Genomic DNA, 16,185 nt, shown 5'->3' on the forward strand with positions numbered 1-16,185 from the left:
GTGAGCATCGAATTCTCAAAGAAACTTGCTGTAAGCGAAACACCTATCCCAGGCGTGTTGCTCTTCGAACTGCCGGTCCACGGTGACAACCGCGGCTGGTTCAAGGAAAACTGGCAGCGCGAAAAAATGCTTGCCGCTGGCCTGCCCGATTTCCAGCCGATCCAGAACAACATTTCGTTCAATGAAAAAGCGGGCACGACACGTGGCATCCACGCTGAACCGTGGGACAAGTTTATTTCCGTCGCTTCCGGGCGCATTTTCGGCGCATGGGTGGACCTGCGGGAAGGCTCGACCTTCGGCACGGTGTTCACTGCCAATCTGGATCCTTCGCGTGCTATCTTTATTCCTCGTGGAGTCGGCAACGCCTTCCAGACTCTGGAAGACAACACTGCCTACTCCTACCTGGTCAATGACCACTGGTCTGCCGATGCCCAGGGCCAGTACACGTTCCTGAACCTCGCCGATGAAACCGCCAACATCCCTTGGCCTATACCCCTGGAGCGGGCGGAGCTCTCTGACAAAGACCGCGTTCACCCCAGCCTGGCGGATGTGTCAGCCATGCCTCAGCGGAAGATTCTGGTTCTTGGTGCCGACGGGCAGTTAGGCAAAGCCCTCCGGAAGGAATACGGAGACCTGGAACATGTCGAATTTGCTGCGCGAGCAGACTTCGATCTGTCCGACCCAGAGGCGTATCGAACCAGGAACTGGCGCGACTACGACACCATCATTAACGCCGCCGCATATACCGCCGTCGACCAGGCCGAAACCGGTGACGGACGACAGGCGGCCTGGGCGATCAATGTGACAGCCGTCGCCGAACTGGCCAAAATTGCTACCCGTTACAATCTCACGCTGGTTCACGTCTCCAGCGACTACGTTTTCGACGGTACGACGGGGATACACACAGAAGAGGAACCTCTGACGCCGCTTGGTGTGTATGGGCAGACCAAGGCCGCAGGCGATGCAATCGTATCGGTAGTGCCCAGACACTACATCGTCCGCACTAGCTGGGTCATCGGCGAGGGTAACAACTTCGTCCGCACTATGGCGAACCTTGCCGCAAAGGGCGTGAGGCCCACCGTTGTCAATGACCAAATCGGCCGTCTCACCTTCACCCCCGATATAGCGGCTGGGATTCGTCATTTGCTTGAGTCGGGCGCTGGCTACGGTGCATACAATCTGACCAATAGCGGAGAGCCGCAGGCATGGGCCGATATCGCCAAAGATGTGTATCAATTAGCTGGAAGTGATGGGGCGGCAGTCACAGGTGTAACGACGGCCGAGTATTTCGAAGGCAAACTGGCAGCGCCGCGTCCTCTGAACAGCTCCCTTGGTCTGGACAAGATCCAATCGACAGGATTCTGCCCTGAGGCCTCTAATGTCCGTCTCAAGGAGTATCTGAGTAATTAGGGGACGAGGAAGTCTCCCCACTTGTGGATTTTAGTGGCCAGGGTCGATCCGTAGTAGGTAAATTCGGCAACTCCAGGAAAAGGCTCTACTGCGGGGCCAAGTTCCGGGAGCCGGAAGGCTGCATGAGCTGGGTGAAAACGGGTGCCTCGGCGTGGAAGGGCCACAACTTGGTCATCGCACCCGGCGACTTCAACGGTGAAGGGCGGGACGACTTGGTCTCCCGCAAGCCCGACGGAATACTGTGGTTCGCCCCGGGGTAACTTCGGCAGGTTGGTCCGGGTCGGCACCGGCTGGCAAATTTACAAGGAGCTGACAGCTGTTGGTGGGGGTTACAACCGTGGCGATAAGAACGACGTCCGCGGCGCCTTCAAAAACGGAACGCTGTGGTTCTACGCAGATACCGGAAAGATCGGCCGTGGCAACGAGGGCTACAAGCGCCAGGTCGAGATCGGCAGCAGCGCCTGGGCCGACTTATTCCGGCTGGAAGGCTTCGGGGAAATCAACCGGGACGGAAAGAATGACCTGCTGGCCGTCCGCCCCGATGGCAAGACCTACCTCTACATGGACCGGGCACAGGCCGTAGCCACAGCCGGCAGCGGTGGCTGGAACGGGTACAGCCGGCTCTTCTGCGCCGGTGACTTCAACCGCGACCGAAAGGCCGAAAGGCTGGGCACCAAGAGGGACGGTTAGGGATGGTTCTACATCGGTGCGCAGTTCAAAGTTGCCGGGGCTGTTGAGGGCGGGATCTACAGGACAAGCTTTGACTGTCCCGAGAGAATGGTGCCCGGCCTCGTTGGGGAAAGGCCGGGCACCGAGCTTGACCGTTCTCCTGCGGGTGCCAGCTCCCGCCGATCAAGATGAAGTAAGTCTGTCGTGGAGTGCTTGGAAAAATCCGAGTCACCAAGACGGGGGAGAGTCAATCCCCATTGGGTACCTAAAGTTGGGTATGGCTGGTCGTCTGTACAACGCGGCCCGACCCTTTTCGTTCCACCGGACATAGCCGGAACCGGGACTGACTAATAGTGTTCAACCTGGCTCGCGGTAGACCGTGGTTGGGGAGGGTAACGTCAGCATGAAAGGCAGCACTATGAGCAGCGCTCTGTATCGGGACTGGAACGAACTGCCCGGTCTGGAAGTCGAGATCAAGAAGGACGGGCGAAGCGTCCGCACCGGTTATGTCGGAGCGGTCACCCGTGGGGCCGATGCGCTGTGGCTGGAGAACCATGGGGCGCAGATGCGGACCCTTTTTGAGAAGGCGGAAGGCTATACCGCCTGGCCGCTGTCCGGCGAGAGCGAGTTGGCTGCCCGATGAACGCTCCCTGTAACACCACCATCGAGGTCCGGGCGGAGAGCCGGGCCGCCAGGGACGAGAGGCTCAATGCCGCCGTCGAGGAAATGACGGGGCTGGCGAAGATGTGCCGGACCGGTGGCATCCTCGTCACCCGCCACGAGCCCGGGCGGTTCACCGTGGCGATCAGCGATTCGGTTCCCTACGGCTACACCGAGCAGCTCGACTTCTGTAACTAATTTCGTTGTGGATCCATCGTCTGGTGGATCTGCAACGCAAACCATAGCTGGGCCAAGGACGATGTCTCGGCCATGTCCAGCCCGGTCAGCTCGCTGATCTTCCGGATCCGGTAAATGACGGTCTGCCGATGGGTGAACAGCGCTGCGGCGGTCTTCTGCCACGACCGTTGATGGTCAAGGTAAGTTTTCAAGGTCGTGAGCAGATCCGGCTGCTTGCCCCGTTCATACTCCAGGATTGGTCCGAGCAGGCGCTGCACCATCGCCTGTCCTTCTTCCATGCTGGTCAAGCCCAGCCACGAGGGGCCGTCCCCGTAGCGAACCAGTGTCCTGCCCGTGCTGGCCGCCGTGCCCAGCGCCCACAGTGATTCCTGCAAGGCGCGCTGCATTCCGGTGGCGCCGGTGGGCCGGCTCATTCCGATTCTGGCGTCGTCGGGCAGTGTGTGCCGCAGCTGGTCCTCGGTGCACTCGGGCGGCAGGATGATGTGCAGGGTGTTGGACTGGCGCAGACTGACATTCGCCAGGCCATGGCGCCACAGTTCGGCGTGGATGGTGGCGAGACTTTCTTCGTCCAGCCCCGAGATGGACACGATGAGAAACTTCTCGGCCGGTAGCTGGAAACTCGTGAGCCGGCTTTCCAGATCCGTAAGGGCATAGCGGCCTTCGAGTGCTTGGGCCAGGAACTCCGCTCCCAGGCGCCGCTGGTCTTCCAGGGCGAGCATGGTGCGGGACAGCTCCAGGCCCAGGACGGAAGCCGCGTGCAGCAGCACAACTGCGTCCGGGTGCGGCTCCGACAACGGCAGGACCAGCAGCAGCGCGTTGTCATGGGTGGGAACGTCCATCATGAGGACGTGGCTTCCATCCACGTGGTGCCACTGGAATTTCTTGCCCGACGCCGGAGCCGTTGCGATCAGCGGCTGCAGCTGCCCGGCGAGTTCGGCTGGCAGGGCTTCTCCGCTGGGGTGCCAGGGGTGGAGGCAGCGGCGGTCCACGACATAGAGCCGGGCATCCAGCTGTGCTGCTACCCCTTGGACCAGGGCCTGCCACTGGTCTGCGCGCGGGCCGGCCAATCGCAGCAGGTCGTAGATCCTGGCCGTTTGCCGCAGCCGGCGCGACTCCTCCAGCAGGGAGGACTCGGCCACGGACCGCGCGATGGAAATGAACGGTAGCGGGTACGGCACGTTGATGACCGGCAGCGGCAGCCGGTCGCAGGCTTCCAGGAATTCGGGTGTGAGTTCCGGCGCGTGCATCTTTTCGCCGATGGCCAGCGCGCTCGCCCCGGCGGCGACCAAGGCCTCTGCCAGCGCGACCTGGCCCGCGGGGTCGGCCGGGATGGAGAGGCCGTTGGTCATCATGATCTCCCCGCCGGTCACCCACTCCCACAGCCTCGGCAGGTCCGAGGTATGCGCCCACGTGATCCGCTGCTGCAGGCCGTCCGAGCCGGCCAGCAGACTCAAACCCAGCTGCGGCTCGGCCAGCAGCTCGGCAACCGTTATCGACATACGCGCTCCTGGAAGCGGGCAGAACGCCGTCGTACTTTGCGGCTTTTATACATATGTCTAAGTGTCCTCTCTCTTTGTAGTCAATCGAAGGGTACTGGCAGTGAGCCGGATCACGAATGATTGAACCATCACGATCCAGCTCAACGATGAGCATTCACGAGAGAGGGCGGCTATGAGCGCAACGAGCAATCTCATTGACGATGCCCCGCTGACCACATTCCATAAGAAACTGACCTTCTTTGCCTCGGGCGGTCCGTTCATTGACGGGTACGCGCTGTCGATCATCGGGATTGCCTTTATTACGATGACGCCGGGGCTGGAGCTGAGCACCGGGGAGATCGGGCTGATCGGCGCGGCGAGCCTGATCGGCATCTTCTTCGGCGGGGCCATCTTCGGCTGGCTGACGGATAAGATCGGCCGGCACAAGATGTACATCGCCGACCTGATCGCGCTGGCGCTGTTCTCGCTGCTGAACGGCTTCGCCACCGAGGTCTGGCACGTTGTCCTGTGCCGGTTCCTCCTCGGCATGGCCATCGGCGCGGACTATCCGATTGCCACCTCGCTGCTCGCGGAGTTCCTGCCCCGCAAGGTACGCGGCCGCCTGCTGGGCGCCACGTTTGTGGTCTGGGCGGTTGGTGCTGCGGCGGCTTTCGCGGTGGGCTACCTGCTGCGCGACATGGGACCGGACGCCTGGCGGTTCATGGTGGCGAGCCCGGCGATTTTCGCCGTCGTTACTTTGCTGTGCCGGCTGGGAACGCCGGAGTCTCCGCGCTGGCTGCTCTCGCGTGGCCGGCAGGAGGAAGCCCGTGCGGTGATCAAGAAGGTCTACGGGGAGCAATACGACATCAGCGACATTTCTTCCGACGCCGAGGCGGACGCCAAGAAGGCCAGCTTTGCCGATATCTTCAAGGGCCAGTTGTGGAAGCGCACGCTGTTCGTCTCCATCTTCTGGACGGCCCAGGTGATCCCGCTGTTCGCCGTTTACACGTTCGCGCCGGACCTGCTGGCCTCCTTCGGGCTGACCGGGGATGCCAACCTTTACGGCGGCTCCTTCCTGATCTCCATGCTGTTTGTGATCGGGGGAGTGCCGGGACTTTGGCTGGTGGAGAAGATCGGGCGGCGCAAGCTGCTGCTGGGGTCCTTCGGGGTCATCGCGGTGGCGCTGGCCATCCCGGCCTTCATCCCGGATGTGCAGGCCGGCCCGCTGTTCCTGGCGCTCGCCATCTTCGCTATTGCCTCCGGCGCCTCCAGCTTCCTCGAGGTGGTCTACCCGAACGAGCTCTTCCCCACGGAAATCCGGGCGACGGCGGTTGGCTTCGGCACCGCGATCAGCCGGGTGGGGTCCGCCGCAAGTACATACCTGATGCCGGTGGCGATCATCAGCTTCGGCGCCGCGGGCTCACTGCTGATCGGGGCCGTGATCTCCCTGGTGGGACTGGTAGCCACGTTCCTGCTCGCGCCGGAAACCGCCAACAAGACACTTTCCGAACTCACCTCTGACAAGAAGCCGGCCTTTCCGGCAGAACGTACCAAGGAAGGATCCTCGCTATGACCACCCACGATCCCATCGGACCCGTCGACGCCACTAAAGTTCCCCGCTACGCAGGTTTGGGCACGTTCGCCCGGCTGCCCCAGATTGATAGGGTTCCGGACTACGACATCGCCATTGTCGGCGTACCGTTCGACGGCGGAACCTCCTTCCGCCCCGGCGCGCGTTTTGGTCCGGCCGGGGTCCGCGAGGCTTCGCGGCTGCTGCGTCCGGGCTACCACGTGGAGCTCGACGTCGAACCCGTGAACGAGACCCAGGTGGTGGATGCGGGCGACATTGCCTGCACGCCGTACGACATCACCCGGGCTGTACAGGCGATCGAGGAGCAGGCGTTGCCGCTGCTCGGGCTGGACAAGCGGCTCATCTCGATCGGCGGGGACCACACCATCGCCCTGCCGATGCTGCGGGCACTGAACAAGGTACACGGACCGGTGGCCCTGCTGCACTTCGACGCTCACCTGGACACCTGGGACACCTACTTCGACCAGCCGGTCACGCACGGCACTATGTTCCGCCGAGCGTTCGAGGAGGGTCTGCTGGTGGAGGATCGGTCGATGCATGTGGGCATCCGCGGGCCGGTGTACGACCGGAACGACTTCCTGCGGGACCATGAGTTCGGCTTCCAGATCCTGCGCTGTTCGGACCTGGATGTCATCGGTGTTCCCGCCGCAATCCAGCGGGTCAAGGACCGGCTGGGCGACACTCCCGTCTACGTCTCCATCGACATCGACGTGCTGGATCCGGCCTTCGCGCCGGGGACGGGCACACCGGAGATGGGCGGACTGCACTCACGCGAACTCCTGGCGCTGCTTCGCGGGCTGAACGGCATCAACATTGTGGGGGCCGATGTGGTGGAAGTTGCGCCGGCCTACGATCATGCCGATGTGACGACGCTGGCGGCGGCGACGGTGGTCTTCGACCTGCTGGCCCTGATGGTCAACCGGGACAAGGGTGCCAAGTTTGTGGGGGAGGAGGACCTGCAGGGGGCAGCTGTCTAATCTGCGTTGTGTTCTGGCTGTTGCTGTGGGCCGGTGGGACTTTCCCACCGGCCCACAGCCATGCCTTGGATGTACGCGGTGCCCACAGATACGCTGATCACGGTCGCTGCCGCACCTGAGGTGTCAGGACAACCGGCGGATACCCCCGCGGATCAGTCTCCAGCTTGGCGTCGGCGAGTCCATATCGGGCTCCTGACCGGATGCGGATCGCAACCCGTCCTCGTGGCTCCTCATGGCGCTCCTAGCGGGACCTGGTTGTCGCTGTCCGGGTCGTGTAGCCGGTCAAACTGACAGTGACCTTGACGGTGATCTTCTTGCCGCGGTCCCGTGCCTGCAGGGTGTACCTGGTGCCTTTGACATGGGCGATCCGCTTGCCGTCGCGGAACCACTGATAGGTGTATTTCTGCGGGGCCGGTGACCAAGTGCCGGTGGAGACCCTCAGGGTCTTGCCTACGGCCTTCGTCCCGCTGATCACCGGCGCTTTCTTCAGGGCAAGGGTTCCGGCTCCGACCCGGACGGAGTCGCTGGCACGGCCAATGGCCATATAACCGGGCCGCTCGTGCCGGATCGCCACGTGTATGCGCTTGCCGTAGTCGCGGGCGGTCAGCTTGTAGGTCTTTGCGGTGGCTCCGGCAATCGGCTGACCGTTCGAGTACCAGCGGTACGTGGTCTTCGCCGGTGCTGGCGAGACGGCGCCCGGGTTGGCGGTGAGCGTGTTTCCCACGGCGGCCTTGCCTGTGGCGACCGGCTCGGGTGCCTTGAAGACGCCCTGGATCGGGCCGGGCACCTGGATGGTCAGGGTCCGCTGCGGATAGTAGGGCTGCTCCGCGGCGGTTCCGCCGATCGTGACCCGGGCGGCCAGCCGGCGGCCGATGTCGGCTGTCGTGTATGTGTAGAGCATTTCGGTGGCGCCGGGTATGACCGCGCCGTCACGGGTCCACTGGACGGCGATCGGCGTGTAGGTCAGGGAGGACAGGACGGCGAAGCCGCCCATCTGGGGATCCGAATGGAAAAGGAATGGGCCGCGGCCATCGGAGAGATCCACCGCATCGCGGGCAATAGCGTCCTGCTTGATCAGGCGGGTGATCATCACGTCACCCATGGCTGCCGGGTGGGCGCGGAACGGAACCCACGTGACCAGGCCAGGGCCGAGCCGGGTTGCCGTTGCCTGGACCGGGTAAAGGCCGGGATTCTCATCGTCGTACTCAAGGAAGCCGTCATACGGGTGCGGGTGCAGCGGTTTGCCATCGAGCCAGATTGGGGCTTCAACCATGGTCGGCTTGCCGCGCAGCAGCTCCAGCACTCCGTCACGGTGGGTAGTTACGTTGAGCCGATAAAGGTTCGGGATCACGCCCAGAGGCGAGAAGTCATGCACTTTGGTGTCGTAGAGGCCGAGATCTCTGACGGTATGCCTGTCCCGGTTGACGGCGGACAGGGGCGTCAGGTCGGTGATCCCGGAACCGCTCATGTAGAAGGTGTTCAGGAGCCCGGCGACACCGTTCACCCCGACGCCGGCCTCGGCTATGTCACTGTTGTCGACGTCGTAGACGTAAAGAGTGTGGAGGTTTGGCAGTTTCAGGACTTCCAACATGGTTCCTGGAGCGGGAGCCGTCAGCCTGATGGTGTGGACCTGTTCAGGTGAAGCCAGGCCGTCGAGGGTTCCGGTACAGGTGCCGCCCCAGATATATCCGTTCGTATTGGGCAGGCAGCCCGAATGCGCCCCGGCGGCTTCGGCATGGGCAGGTGTTGCAACCAGCGTGAGCAGGCCCAAGGCAGCGGCCACGACGGCCGCGACAATGCGTTTCAATTTTCCCCCAACGGTCAGCCACCAGACGATGGCATCACACTGAGAATAACCGATCCGCAGTGCTCTGGGTAGCAACGATTAACCCGCCTTCAGCTGTTCCCAGCCGCGTGCTGTCTCCTGCTGCCTAAGACAAAAGCTTTCGGTGGCAGTGCGTCTTCAGCTTGATGGCCGGCCTTCGGAATTTTGACGGTGACCCTGGTGCCGGCACCCAGTCGGCTGGCAACTTCGATGGTGCCACCGTGACGGTTCACTATTTCCTTAGTAACCACCAGCCCGAGCCCAGTGCCGTGGATGCCGGAACTGCGCGCCGAGCTGGATCGGAAATACCGGTCAAAGACGCGGCGCTGGTCTGCGGCATCCATCCCGTAGCCGGTGTCTTCGACCTCCAGCACCGAAGTGCCGCCATCTCGCCAGCCGCGGATTCTGATGGTGCTGTCCCGAGGGGAGTACTTGACTGCATTGGAGAGCAGATTATCCATCACCTGGGTCATCCGCCCGGGGTCTATCTCCGCCGGCAGTTCGTGGTCAATTTCGTTGATCAGGGCGATGCCCTTCGCCGCTGCGCCGGCTGCCGCGGAAAGCATACTTCTCCGGACCACGTCTGCCAGGTCTGCGGCTTGGGTCTGGATTTCGAGCGTCCCGGCCGATGAGGAAAGGAAGTCCGAAATCAGTTCCAGGAGCCGCTCGGCGTTGCGGTCAGCCACCGCGAGGTAATCGGCGGCTTGGCCGGGCAAGTCCGGATGCTCAAGTGCCAGGTCCACGTAAGCAAGGATCGAGGTCAACGGCGTCCGGAGTTCATGCGAAATGGCGGACATGAAATCGTCCTTGGCGGCCAGCGCGGCCAATTGGTCTGTCACCTCCTTGAACAAGACCACTGATCCCGGGGACTCCGGCGTCACCGGCTGGCCGGAGATCTTGCGGGCCGCAGCGGAGACCGCGATCCGCTGCGGTCCTTCGCCCAGCCACATGATCTGACCGGAGAATTCCTCCGCCCTGGAAGCCCTGTGCACTGGGCGGGCTTGCGGCGGCAGGGGAGATACGCCGTCGTCGTCGTAAATCTTTGAGTGGTCTGCCTGCAGATCCGGTGTTGCTGCTTCGCGTCCGGGTGCGGACGCGCGGACGGCGAATTCTTCCTGCTGCCGGTTGACCAGAGTGACAGCGCCGCGGGAGTCTACGGCGACCAATCCGACGTCGATGCTGTCCACGACTGCATGCAGCAGCTGCTCGCGTTCCCTGCTGGCCTGCAGAACCTTGTGCAGCTCGGCCTCGGCCGTAGCGATCTGGGCCCGCTGGAACTCCAGGTTGTTGGCGATGATGTGCACCGAGACTGATATGGCCAGCATGATGACCGGGGCGAGCACCAGGCGCAGCAGATGGGTGGCGTTCACGGCTTCGGAGAGCAGCACGGGTACGAGGACGGCCAGCAGGCTGCCGGCAAAGCTGATCAGGATCCGGCTTTTCAGGACGCTTACGGAAAGCCAGATCACCGGGAAAACCAGCAGCATTCCCAATCCGCTGAGCGCCTGGCCGTCGGCGTGCAGCAACAGCGCGATCAGGGCGAAGTCGATGATAGGGATGATCTGGAAACTCCGAACAGGCAGCCGCTCCCAAGGGATGAGTGCACAGAGCGCCAGGACCACGGCATGCAACAGCAGGCACAGGCGGAACCAGGGATTGGCGAACATGGCAGGCTCAGCCAGGGCAAAGACCCCGACAACCACGAGCATGCAGGAAACCAGCGGCAGCTGGCAGAGCACCACCCTGGCCCGAAGGCCGAGACTGTGGAAGTTCTCGGCGAAAGGCAGTTGGGCGCCGGGCCGGTGCATCTTCTCTCCTTGTCGCCCCTGAGCGGGGATCGGTTGGGTTGGCGGATGCTCTAACCGGGAATGCTGACGTGGGCGTGGTCCGCGGGGCCGCAGTCGGGCGCGATTGGCTTTGGGCGGAGCTTGCCGTAGGACAGGATAGCGGACCGGGAAGGGTCGGGCGGGTAACGGGGCGGGTGTCCGGCGGGAGGGAGGACGCGCCGCCGTCGTCGTAAATCTTGGAACAGTAGACTGACCACACACTTTCAGCGGATAGGCGGCACGAATGAGCGACACCGAAGGCGATGCACGTCGGCGGGAACTTGGCGACAATTCAGGCCCGGTTGAGGAGGAGGTGGAGGAATCCTTCGACCGCACGGTTGAGGAAGGCGCGCAGCGGCTGAACCGCTCCTTTCGGGACGTGCTCATCACCGGCTTGTTCGGTGGGTTTGAGATAGGCATCGGCATTATGGCCTACCTCGGTGTTCTCCATGAGACCGAGAACCACCTTCTCGCGGGACTGGCATTCAGTGCAGGCCTCATCGCCCTCCTACTGGCCAAGAGCGAGCTGTTCACTGAGGGCTTCCTGGTGCCCATCGCGGCCGTCGTCGCACGGGAGGCAAGCTACGCGCAGCTCGGGAAGCTCTGGGGTGGGACACTCATTGCCAACCTGGTAGGCGGTTGGCTGTTCATGGCGTTGATCATGACGGCATTCCCGCAGTGGAGCGAGACCATCACGAAGGAAGCCAACCACTTTCTCGACGCCGGGTTCAACTGGCAAACCGTATGTCTTGCCGTGCTGGCGGGGAGCACCATCACGCTGATGACCCGCATGCAGCACGGAACGGACAGCGTCACCGGCAAGATCGCGGCCGCTGTCGTCGGCGCTTTCCTGCTCTACGGGATGCAGCTCTTCCACTCGATCCTGGACTCGCTGCTGATCTTCGGCGCCATCCACGCGGGAGCTGACATCAACTACCTTGAGTGGCTCGGCTGGTTTTCCTATGTGGTGGTCTTCAACGTGCTTGGCGGGATCCTGCTGGTGACCGCGCTGCGGCTGGTGAGCGCAAGCAAGCTGGTGAAGGAACGCCGCGAAGACGCACCGGAGAACCCTGAGGCCGCGCACCACTCCGGATAGGTTGCGGTGAAGGGTTGCCGCCGTCGTTCTTCCCCCTCGACGGCGGGTACGATCCAACGGACAATGAAGCCATGAAAAAGCTCAGAATGCTTCCTATCCTTTCGGTTGCTGCGGGCGTAACCTTGGCCGCGACAGGGTGCGATGGCGCGGAAGATGGGCCCGCGACCACAGGTGAAGGCACGCAAACACAGGTGGCTCCGGAGACGACCAGTCCGTCCCCTGCGGCGACGTCACCGGGCGCGGCGACGAGCGCGGCTCCGGGGCAAACGAGTCCGAGGGCCGGGGGAGCGACAGGCACTCCGCCAACCGGAGATGCCAACGGTCGCGCCGCCGTCGAAACTGCGGTAACGGCCGTGCGTGGCAGCGCCGCTGTGGACGTTGACTACAGCGACGATCGGCAGGGCTGGGAAGTCGAGCTCATCAGCGGTGGCACCGAGCATGAAGTGCTGGTGCTAGCGGACGGCAGCGAAGTACTGGATCAACGGGACAAGGGGCCCGCCGACGAGGAAGACCGGCGCGCTGTCGAATCTGCGACGGTTTCATTAGCCGAGGCGATCGAGACCGCGCAACAAGCCGCCGTCGGCGACCTCGAGGAAGCCTCGCTGGAGGACGAGAACGACAAGCCCGTATGGGAGGTTGAAATCAGGTCCGAGGGCGGTACCCTCACAGAAGTGCTCATTGATGCCGTCAGCGGGGAGCAGCTCCGCTAAGAGAGATCTTGCTAGGTGTGCGACACCAAGCATGGCAGCTGGTGTCGGACGTGGACATGCCTTTGCTGCGACGCTATATTCAATAGCTAGACAAGCAAGATATATGTCCATCGAAGGATCAGCTTTATGCAAGACGAAGCGGCCCAAGACGGCCTGAGAAAAGCAGACGACATAGAGCAGCGGCCAGCGGGTTCGGGCCTGTTGAATGCCTTGAGTGATTATGGGGCGTCTGAAGTCGCCATGAGGCGCCGCATGCGCGGGTCCATGAATTTGGGGGAAACAGACCTGCTTGCCCTGCGGTACGTGATCGAAGCCGATGCGGCGAACAGGCCGATCGGACCGAAGGAACTGGGCCAGAAACTCGGCGTTACTTCTGCGTCCATGACTGCGCTCATTGATCGGCTCGTCAAGAGCGGGCACGTCAGCCGGGAGCCGCATCCCTCGGACCGAAGGGCGCTGCTGCTGCGACCGGCACCGGGTTCGAGCAAGGAAGTGCGGGGGTTGATGGACCTCACGCACCGCAGGATGGCGGAGATCGCCTCATCACTTTCGCCGGAAGACTCCAAGACCGTTGCAGACTTCCTGCAGCGTATGCGCGGCACCGTGGACGCCATTGATCCCACGAACCAGGATTGAGCGCCATGTGGACTTAACCGCTAAACCGTCATATAACTAGTCAGGCGAGATACTTTTTATCCGAATTATCAGTAGTCTGAGGAGTTCGCTGTGACGCAAGTAGTTGATGCCCCCGACGCAACCGGATGGGAAGGTTACCTGCACGGCTCCGCGTTTTCTTTGCAGCCAGCCGACATGTTTCCTTGGACGGGCGACGCGGCGGCTGTGCTCTCGCCCCCTGTGCATCATTGTGCGCCGAGCTCGAGCCGAGTAGCTGATGCACTGGGCGCGGTTCGACTGGCCGCAGCCAGGCAGGAAAGCTTGCAGTGGGAACTCGATGCGGCGCAGTTGGCGCTCGTTGAAGCGATCCGGAATGCTGCCGCCGCCGGAGCGGCTGTGTCCGCGCTCTGCCTGGCGGCCGACATGACGGAATCCGAGCTTGAAGACGTGCTGAAATGACCCCGCCGGTCATCACAGCCGGCCCTGAAGAGGTGCTCAAGCCGACAGCCGACGGGCCGGCGTGGGAAGACTCCTATCCAGCCGGCCGGCGCTACCGGTTGGGGCCGCTCTTGGGCTATGGCTCTGAAGGCGCGGTCCGCAAGGCTTTGGACACGCACACGGGACGCACCGTGGCCGTCAAGATTTTCCGAACCGACGCCGTGCACTCGGGCGAGCGGTTCCATCGGGAAGTCAGTATCCACCGGCGGCTGAACCACTGGGCCATCGTGCCCATGACCGACTACGGCCGGATGCCAGCGGCGGCCGGCGCCACCGAACAGGCATTCATGGTGATGGAGTACGTGGAGGGCCGGAACCTTCGACACCTGCTGCAAAAGGGTCCCGCAGATCCTGCTATGACGGCGGCATGGATGGCTTCCATCCTGCACGCGCTTTCGCATGTTCACCGCAAAGGTATTGTTCACAACGACATAAAGCCGGCAAACATCCTCATCCCATCGCTCGCGAACGAGCGCAGGGGCGCCGTCGCCAAGCTCACCGACTTTGGCATCGCCACCAGCCGACGGCATGCACCGCTGGCTTCCCTCTCCGGCACCGCCCACTACATGAGTCCCGAGGAGGTCCACGGCGCTCAAGCTACCGAAGCAAGCGATATCTATGCTTTGGGTCTGGTCGCTCTTGAGTGCCTCACAGGTGTAAAGCCCTTCCCGGGAACTCCCGTGGAGACGATGGTCGCCCGCGCACTCAACAAACCCCGCATACCGTACACCCTGGGCCGCAGATGGATAGTACTGCTGCAAGCCATGACGGACCTGCGGCCAGCAGAGAGGCCGACCGCCCGTCAAGCACTCCGAATGCTCCACCGGATCAACCGCTGACGCTCCCTGGACTGCGTCGAACGACGCAGTCCAGTCTGGTATGAGCTAACCGGACGGCGGAAAATAGGGATCACCAGGCACGCTCCGGGTCCATGGTGGCAGCAATGCTGAAGAGAAGGGACGAATCCCATGTATTCCCTGCAGATCGAGCATCAGGTACGGGACTTTTCGATGTGGCGGCAGGCATTCGACAGCGACCCGCTCGACCGGGCCGGCTCCGGCGTCCGTTCCTTCCGGATCTACCGGCCGGTGGGCGACGATTACGTCATGATCGAGCTGGACTTCGAGACCCAGGAGGCCGCAGTAATGTTCCTGGCCAGGCTTGAGGAAGAGGTCTGGAGTTCGGGCGGCGCAGCTGCGCCGGCCCTGGTGGGGACTCCCGAAACCAGAATTGTCGAGATTGTAGAGAATACGACCGTGGCTTGGTAACTTAGTCGCTACTTTTCGATAATGGACTCAAATGGCTGAGGGGAAGTTATTGGATCCGCGTGCCGATGGATGACCTTCCACTGACCTTCCTCTAGCCGGAATATCGTTGTTACCCGAAGCGAGACGGGCGACAACGTATCGGATTCGCCGACCTTCACCCTCGTCCGTTCGATCTCGACGATGTAGGCAAGATCCGACCCAACGTGTCCGGAAATGCGTTCAGAGCGATTGGGCTCTCCATTCCGCAGATGGGAAGCTGCCCGGTCCATCACCTTCTCGACTTCGCTCCAACCACGAATAGGCGGTCCGAAGGGGTTCGCCAGCGTGACGTCAGGTTGCCTGGACCAGATGAGCTTCTGACGGGATGGGTCTCCCGTGATGAGCGCGTTGACGGCCTGATGGTACTGCTCTACGGCGGTATCGAAATCGGATCCAGACATTGCTCCTCCAGCCTCCGGCTTCAGTCCGACTTCACCTGAGACAGCTGAAGCGTGGATACATACTGGCACCATATGCGAAGTGTGTCCACCATTCCGGGGGAACCAAGTGGGGGTGGCACTGCCAAAACGTTGTTCTCTCTGGTGCTTCGGTGCCGGCCGTGCCAACCTGAAAAAACGAAAGTGTCTCTAGCTCAGCTACATCGGACCATTCCACGGCATGGAGGATTGCATCGTGAAACCTCTGCACACTATCGTTCCGACCGCCCTCGCCACCCTCGTCCTGAGCCTGACCGCTTGCGCCGGCTCTCCGGAAGGCACCGGGGATGAACCGGCGCCCGGACCTACTGAAGAAGCGACGGGGAACCCAACGCCTGCGACGGAAAGCCAGGTTCCAGAACCTACAGGCGAGCTGGGTTCCGGCGAGTTCGCTCCCTACGCTGAGGGTGCCACTGCCGTTACCTATGATGAGCGTGTACCTGAGGGCAGCTCCGCCGAGGTCAAGGTCAATGAGGACGGTGCTGAAACCACAGTGACCTTGTCGGTGAAGGGGCTTGAACCCGAATCGGAATTCGGTTCACATGTTCATGTCGCTGCGTGTGGCTCCGATCCCGATGATGCCGGTCCGCACTATCAGGATCAGCAGGATCCTGCGACACAGGGTCAGGACGTCGTAGCGTCGACGGACCCGGTCTACGCCAACCCGAAGAACGAAATATGGCTGGACTTCATCACCGATGCCGAAGGTAACGCCGAAGTCGAAAGCACCGTCGGCTGGCAGTTCCGCGAGGGCGAAGGCCGCTCTGTTGTCATCCACGCCACGCATACCGGTATGGAGGAAGGCGAAGCGGGTGAAGCAGGAGACCGCCTCGCCTGTATCACTATCCGTTAGCCCACAGCACGAACGTATCGGGGATCTCCAAGGGC

Annotated in this window: 18 protein-coding genes; 14 read left to right on the forward strand and 4 right to left on the reverse strand. The window is 62.5% G+C overall.

Annotated features, from left to right (window positions below; translation table 11 throughout):
- The 5 genes from AC20117_RS14745 (at position 1) to AC20117_RS14760 (ending at position 2,937) form a co-directional block, all read left to right on the forward strand.
- Positions 1-1,410 carry a sugar nucleotide-binding protein gene (locus tag AC20117_RS14745; RefSeq protein ID WP_074702833.1) on the forward strand — a complete coding sequence of 470 codons (1,410 nt, stop codon included), beginning with the start codon at positions 1-3 and terminating at the stop codon, positions 1,408-1,410.
- A gap of 122 nt (positions 1,411-1,532) precedes the next feature.
- Positions 1,533-1,670, forward strand: coding sequence for a hypothetical protein (locus AC20117_RS23360; RefSeq protein WP_158300472.1), 138 nt, complete (start codon positions 1,533-1,535; stop codon positions 1,668-1,670).
- 10 nt (positions 1,671-1,680) lie between these two features.
- Positions 1,681-2,100: a hypothetical protein gene (locus AC20117_RS14750; RefSeq protein ID WP_074699086.1), complete on the forward strand. Its 420-nt coding sequence runs from the start codon at positions 1,681-1,683 to the stop codon at positions 2,098-2,100.
- Positions 2,101-2,497: 397 nt separating this feature from the next.
- Complete coding sequence (locus AC20117_RS14755; RefSeq protein WP_074699085.1) at positions 2,498-2,722, forward strand: hypothetical protein; 225 nt, start codon at positions 2,498-2,500, stop codon at positions 2,720-2,722.
- Positions 2,719-2,937 carry a hypothetical protein gene (locus AC20117_RS14760; RefSeq protein WP_074699084.1) on the forward strand — a complete coding sequence of 73 codons (219 nt, stop codon included), beginning with the start codon at positions 2,719-2,721 and terminating at the stop codon, positions 2,935-2,937. Before AC20117_RS14755 ends, AC20117_RS14760 begins: the two co-directional genes overlap by 4 nt.
- Here AC20117_RS14760 and AC20117_RS14765 read toward each other — a convergent pair.
- Positions 2,934-4,436 (reverse strand): PucR family transcriptional regulator, encoded by a 1,503-nt coding sequence (locus AC20117_RS14765; protein ID WP_074699083.1) that lies wholly within the window; start codon positions 4,434-4,436, stop codon positions 2,934-2,936. The genes AC20117_RS14760 and AC20117_RS14765 overlap by 4 nt on opposite strands.
- A 172-nt stretch (positions 4,437-4,608) precedes the next feature.
- Here AC20117_RS14765 and AC20117_RS14770 point away from each other — a divergent pair, with 172 nt between their 5' ends.
- Together AC20117_RS14770 and speB are read left to right on the forward strand one after the other, a co-directional pair.
- Positions 4,609-5,988 carry an MFS transporter gene (locus AC20117_RS14770; RefSeq protein WP_074699082.1) on the forward strand — a complete coding sequence of 460 codons (1,380 nt, stop codon included), beginning with the start codon at positions 4,609-4,611 and terminating at the stop codon, positions 5,986-5,988.
- Positions 5,985-6,983 (forward strand): agmatinase, encoded by a 999-nt coding sequence (gene speB, locus AC20117_RS14775; RefSeq protein ID WP_074699081.1) that lies wholly within the window; start codon positions 5,985-5,987, stop codon positions 6,981-6,983. Before AC20117_RS14770 ends, speB begins: the two co-directional genes overlap by 4 nt.
- Before the next feature lie 241 nt (positions 6,984-7,224).
- Here speB and AC20117_RS14780 read toward each other — a convergent pair whose 3' ends face one another.
- Positions 7,225-8,790: a hypothetical protein gene (locus AC20117_RS14780; protein WP_074699080.1), complete on the reverse strand. Its 1,566-nt coding sequence runs from the start codon at positions 8,788-8,790 to the stop codon at positions 7,225-7,227.
- Positions 8,791-8,879: 89 nt separating this feature from the next.
- Entirely contained in the window at positions 8,880-10,616 is a 1,737-nt protein-coding gene (locus AC20117_RS14785) for a sensor histidine kinase (RefSeq protein ID WP_074699079.1), read from the reverse strand.
- A 262-nt stretch (positions 10,617-10,878) separates the two neighbouring features.
- Between AC20117_RS14785 and AC20117_RS14790 the strand changes: the two genes are divergently transcribed.
- The 6 genes from AC20117_RS14790 to AC20117_RS14810 all read left to right on the forward strand — a co-directional run bounded on the left by AC20117_RS14790 (position 10,879) and on the right by AC20117_RS14810 (position 14,821).
- Positions 10,879-11,730: a formate/nitrite transporter family protein gene (locus AC20117_RS14790; protein ID WP_074699078.1), complete on the forward strand. Its 852-nt coding sequence runs from the start codon at positions 10,879-10,881 to the stop codon at positions 11,728-11,730.
- A 371-nt stretch (positions 11,731-12,101) separates the two neighbouring features.
- Entirely contained in the window at positions 12,102-12,440 is a 339-nt protein-coding gene (locus AC20117_RS23365) for a PepSY domain-containing protein (RefSeq protein ID WP_158300473.1), read from the forward strand.
- A gap of 252 nt (positions 12,441-12,692) precedes the next feature.
- Positions 12,693-13,076 carry a MarR family winged helix-turn-helix transcriptional regulator gene (locus AC20117_RS14800; RefSeq protein WP_335644188.1) on the forward strand — a complete coding sequence of 128 codons (384 nt, stop codon included), beginning with the start codon at positions 12,693-12,695 and terminating at the stop codon, positions 13,074-13,076.
- Between the two features lie 90 nt (positions 13,077-13,166).
- On the forward strand, positions 13,167-13,514 hold the full coding sequence (locus AC20117_RS23370; RefSeq protein WP_139186720.1) for a hypothetical protein: 348 nt from the start codon (positions 13,167-13,169) through the stop codon (positions 13,512-13,514).
- A complete protein-coding gene (locus AC20117_RS14805; protein WP_083339513.1) occupies positions 13,511-14,392 on the forward strand; it encodes a serine/threonine-protein kinase in 882 nt (293 codons plus the stop codon). Before AC20117_RS23370 ends, AC20117_RS14805 begins: the two co-directional genes overlap by 4 nt.
- Before the next feature lie 129 nt (positions 14,393-14,521).
- A complete protein-coding gene (locus tag AC20117_RS14810; RefSeq protein ID WP_074699075.1) occupies positions 14,522-14,821 on the forward strand; it encodes a hypothetical protein in 300 nt (99 codons plus the stop codon).
- Positions 14,822-14,829: 8 nt separating this feature from the next.
- On the opposite strand, the gene AC20117_RS14815 is transcribed toward AC20117_RS14810, so the two are convergent.
- Positions 14,830-15,261, reverse strand: a complete 432-nt coding sequence (locus tag AC20117_RS14815) for a YybH family protein (protein WP_074699074.1) — start codon at positions 15,259-15,261, stop codon at positions 14,830-14,832.
- Between the two features lie 232 nt (positions 15,262-15,493).
- Here AC20117_RS14815 and AC20117_RS14820 point away from each other — a divergent pair, with 232 nt between their 5' ends.
- Complete coding sequence (locus AC20117_RS14820) at positions 15,494-16,150, forward strand: superoxide dismutase family protein (protein WP_236777320.1); 657 nt, start codon at positions 15,494-15,496, stop codon at positions 16,148-16,150.
- Positions 16,151-16,185: the final 35 nt, after the last annotated feature.

The sequence above is a fragment of the Arthrobacter crystallopoietes genome, from assembly GCF_002849715.1.
Classification (GTDB): domain Bacteria; phylum Actinomycetota; class Actinomycetes; order Actinomycetales; family Micrococcaceae; genus Crystallibacter; species Crystallibacter crystallopoietes.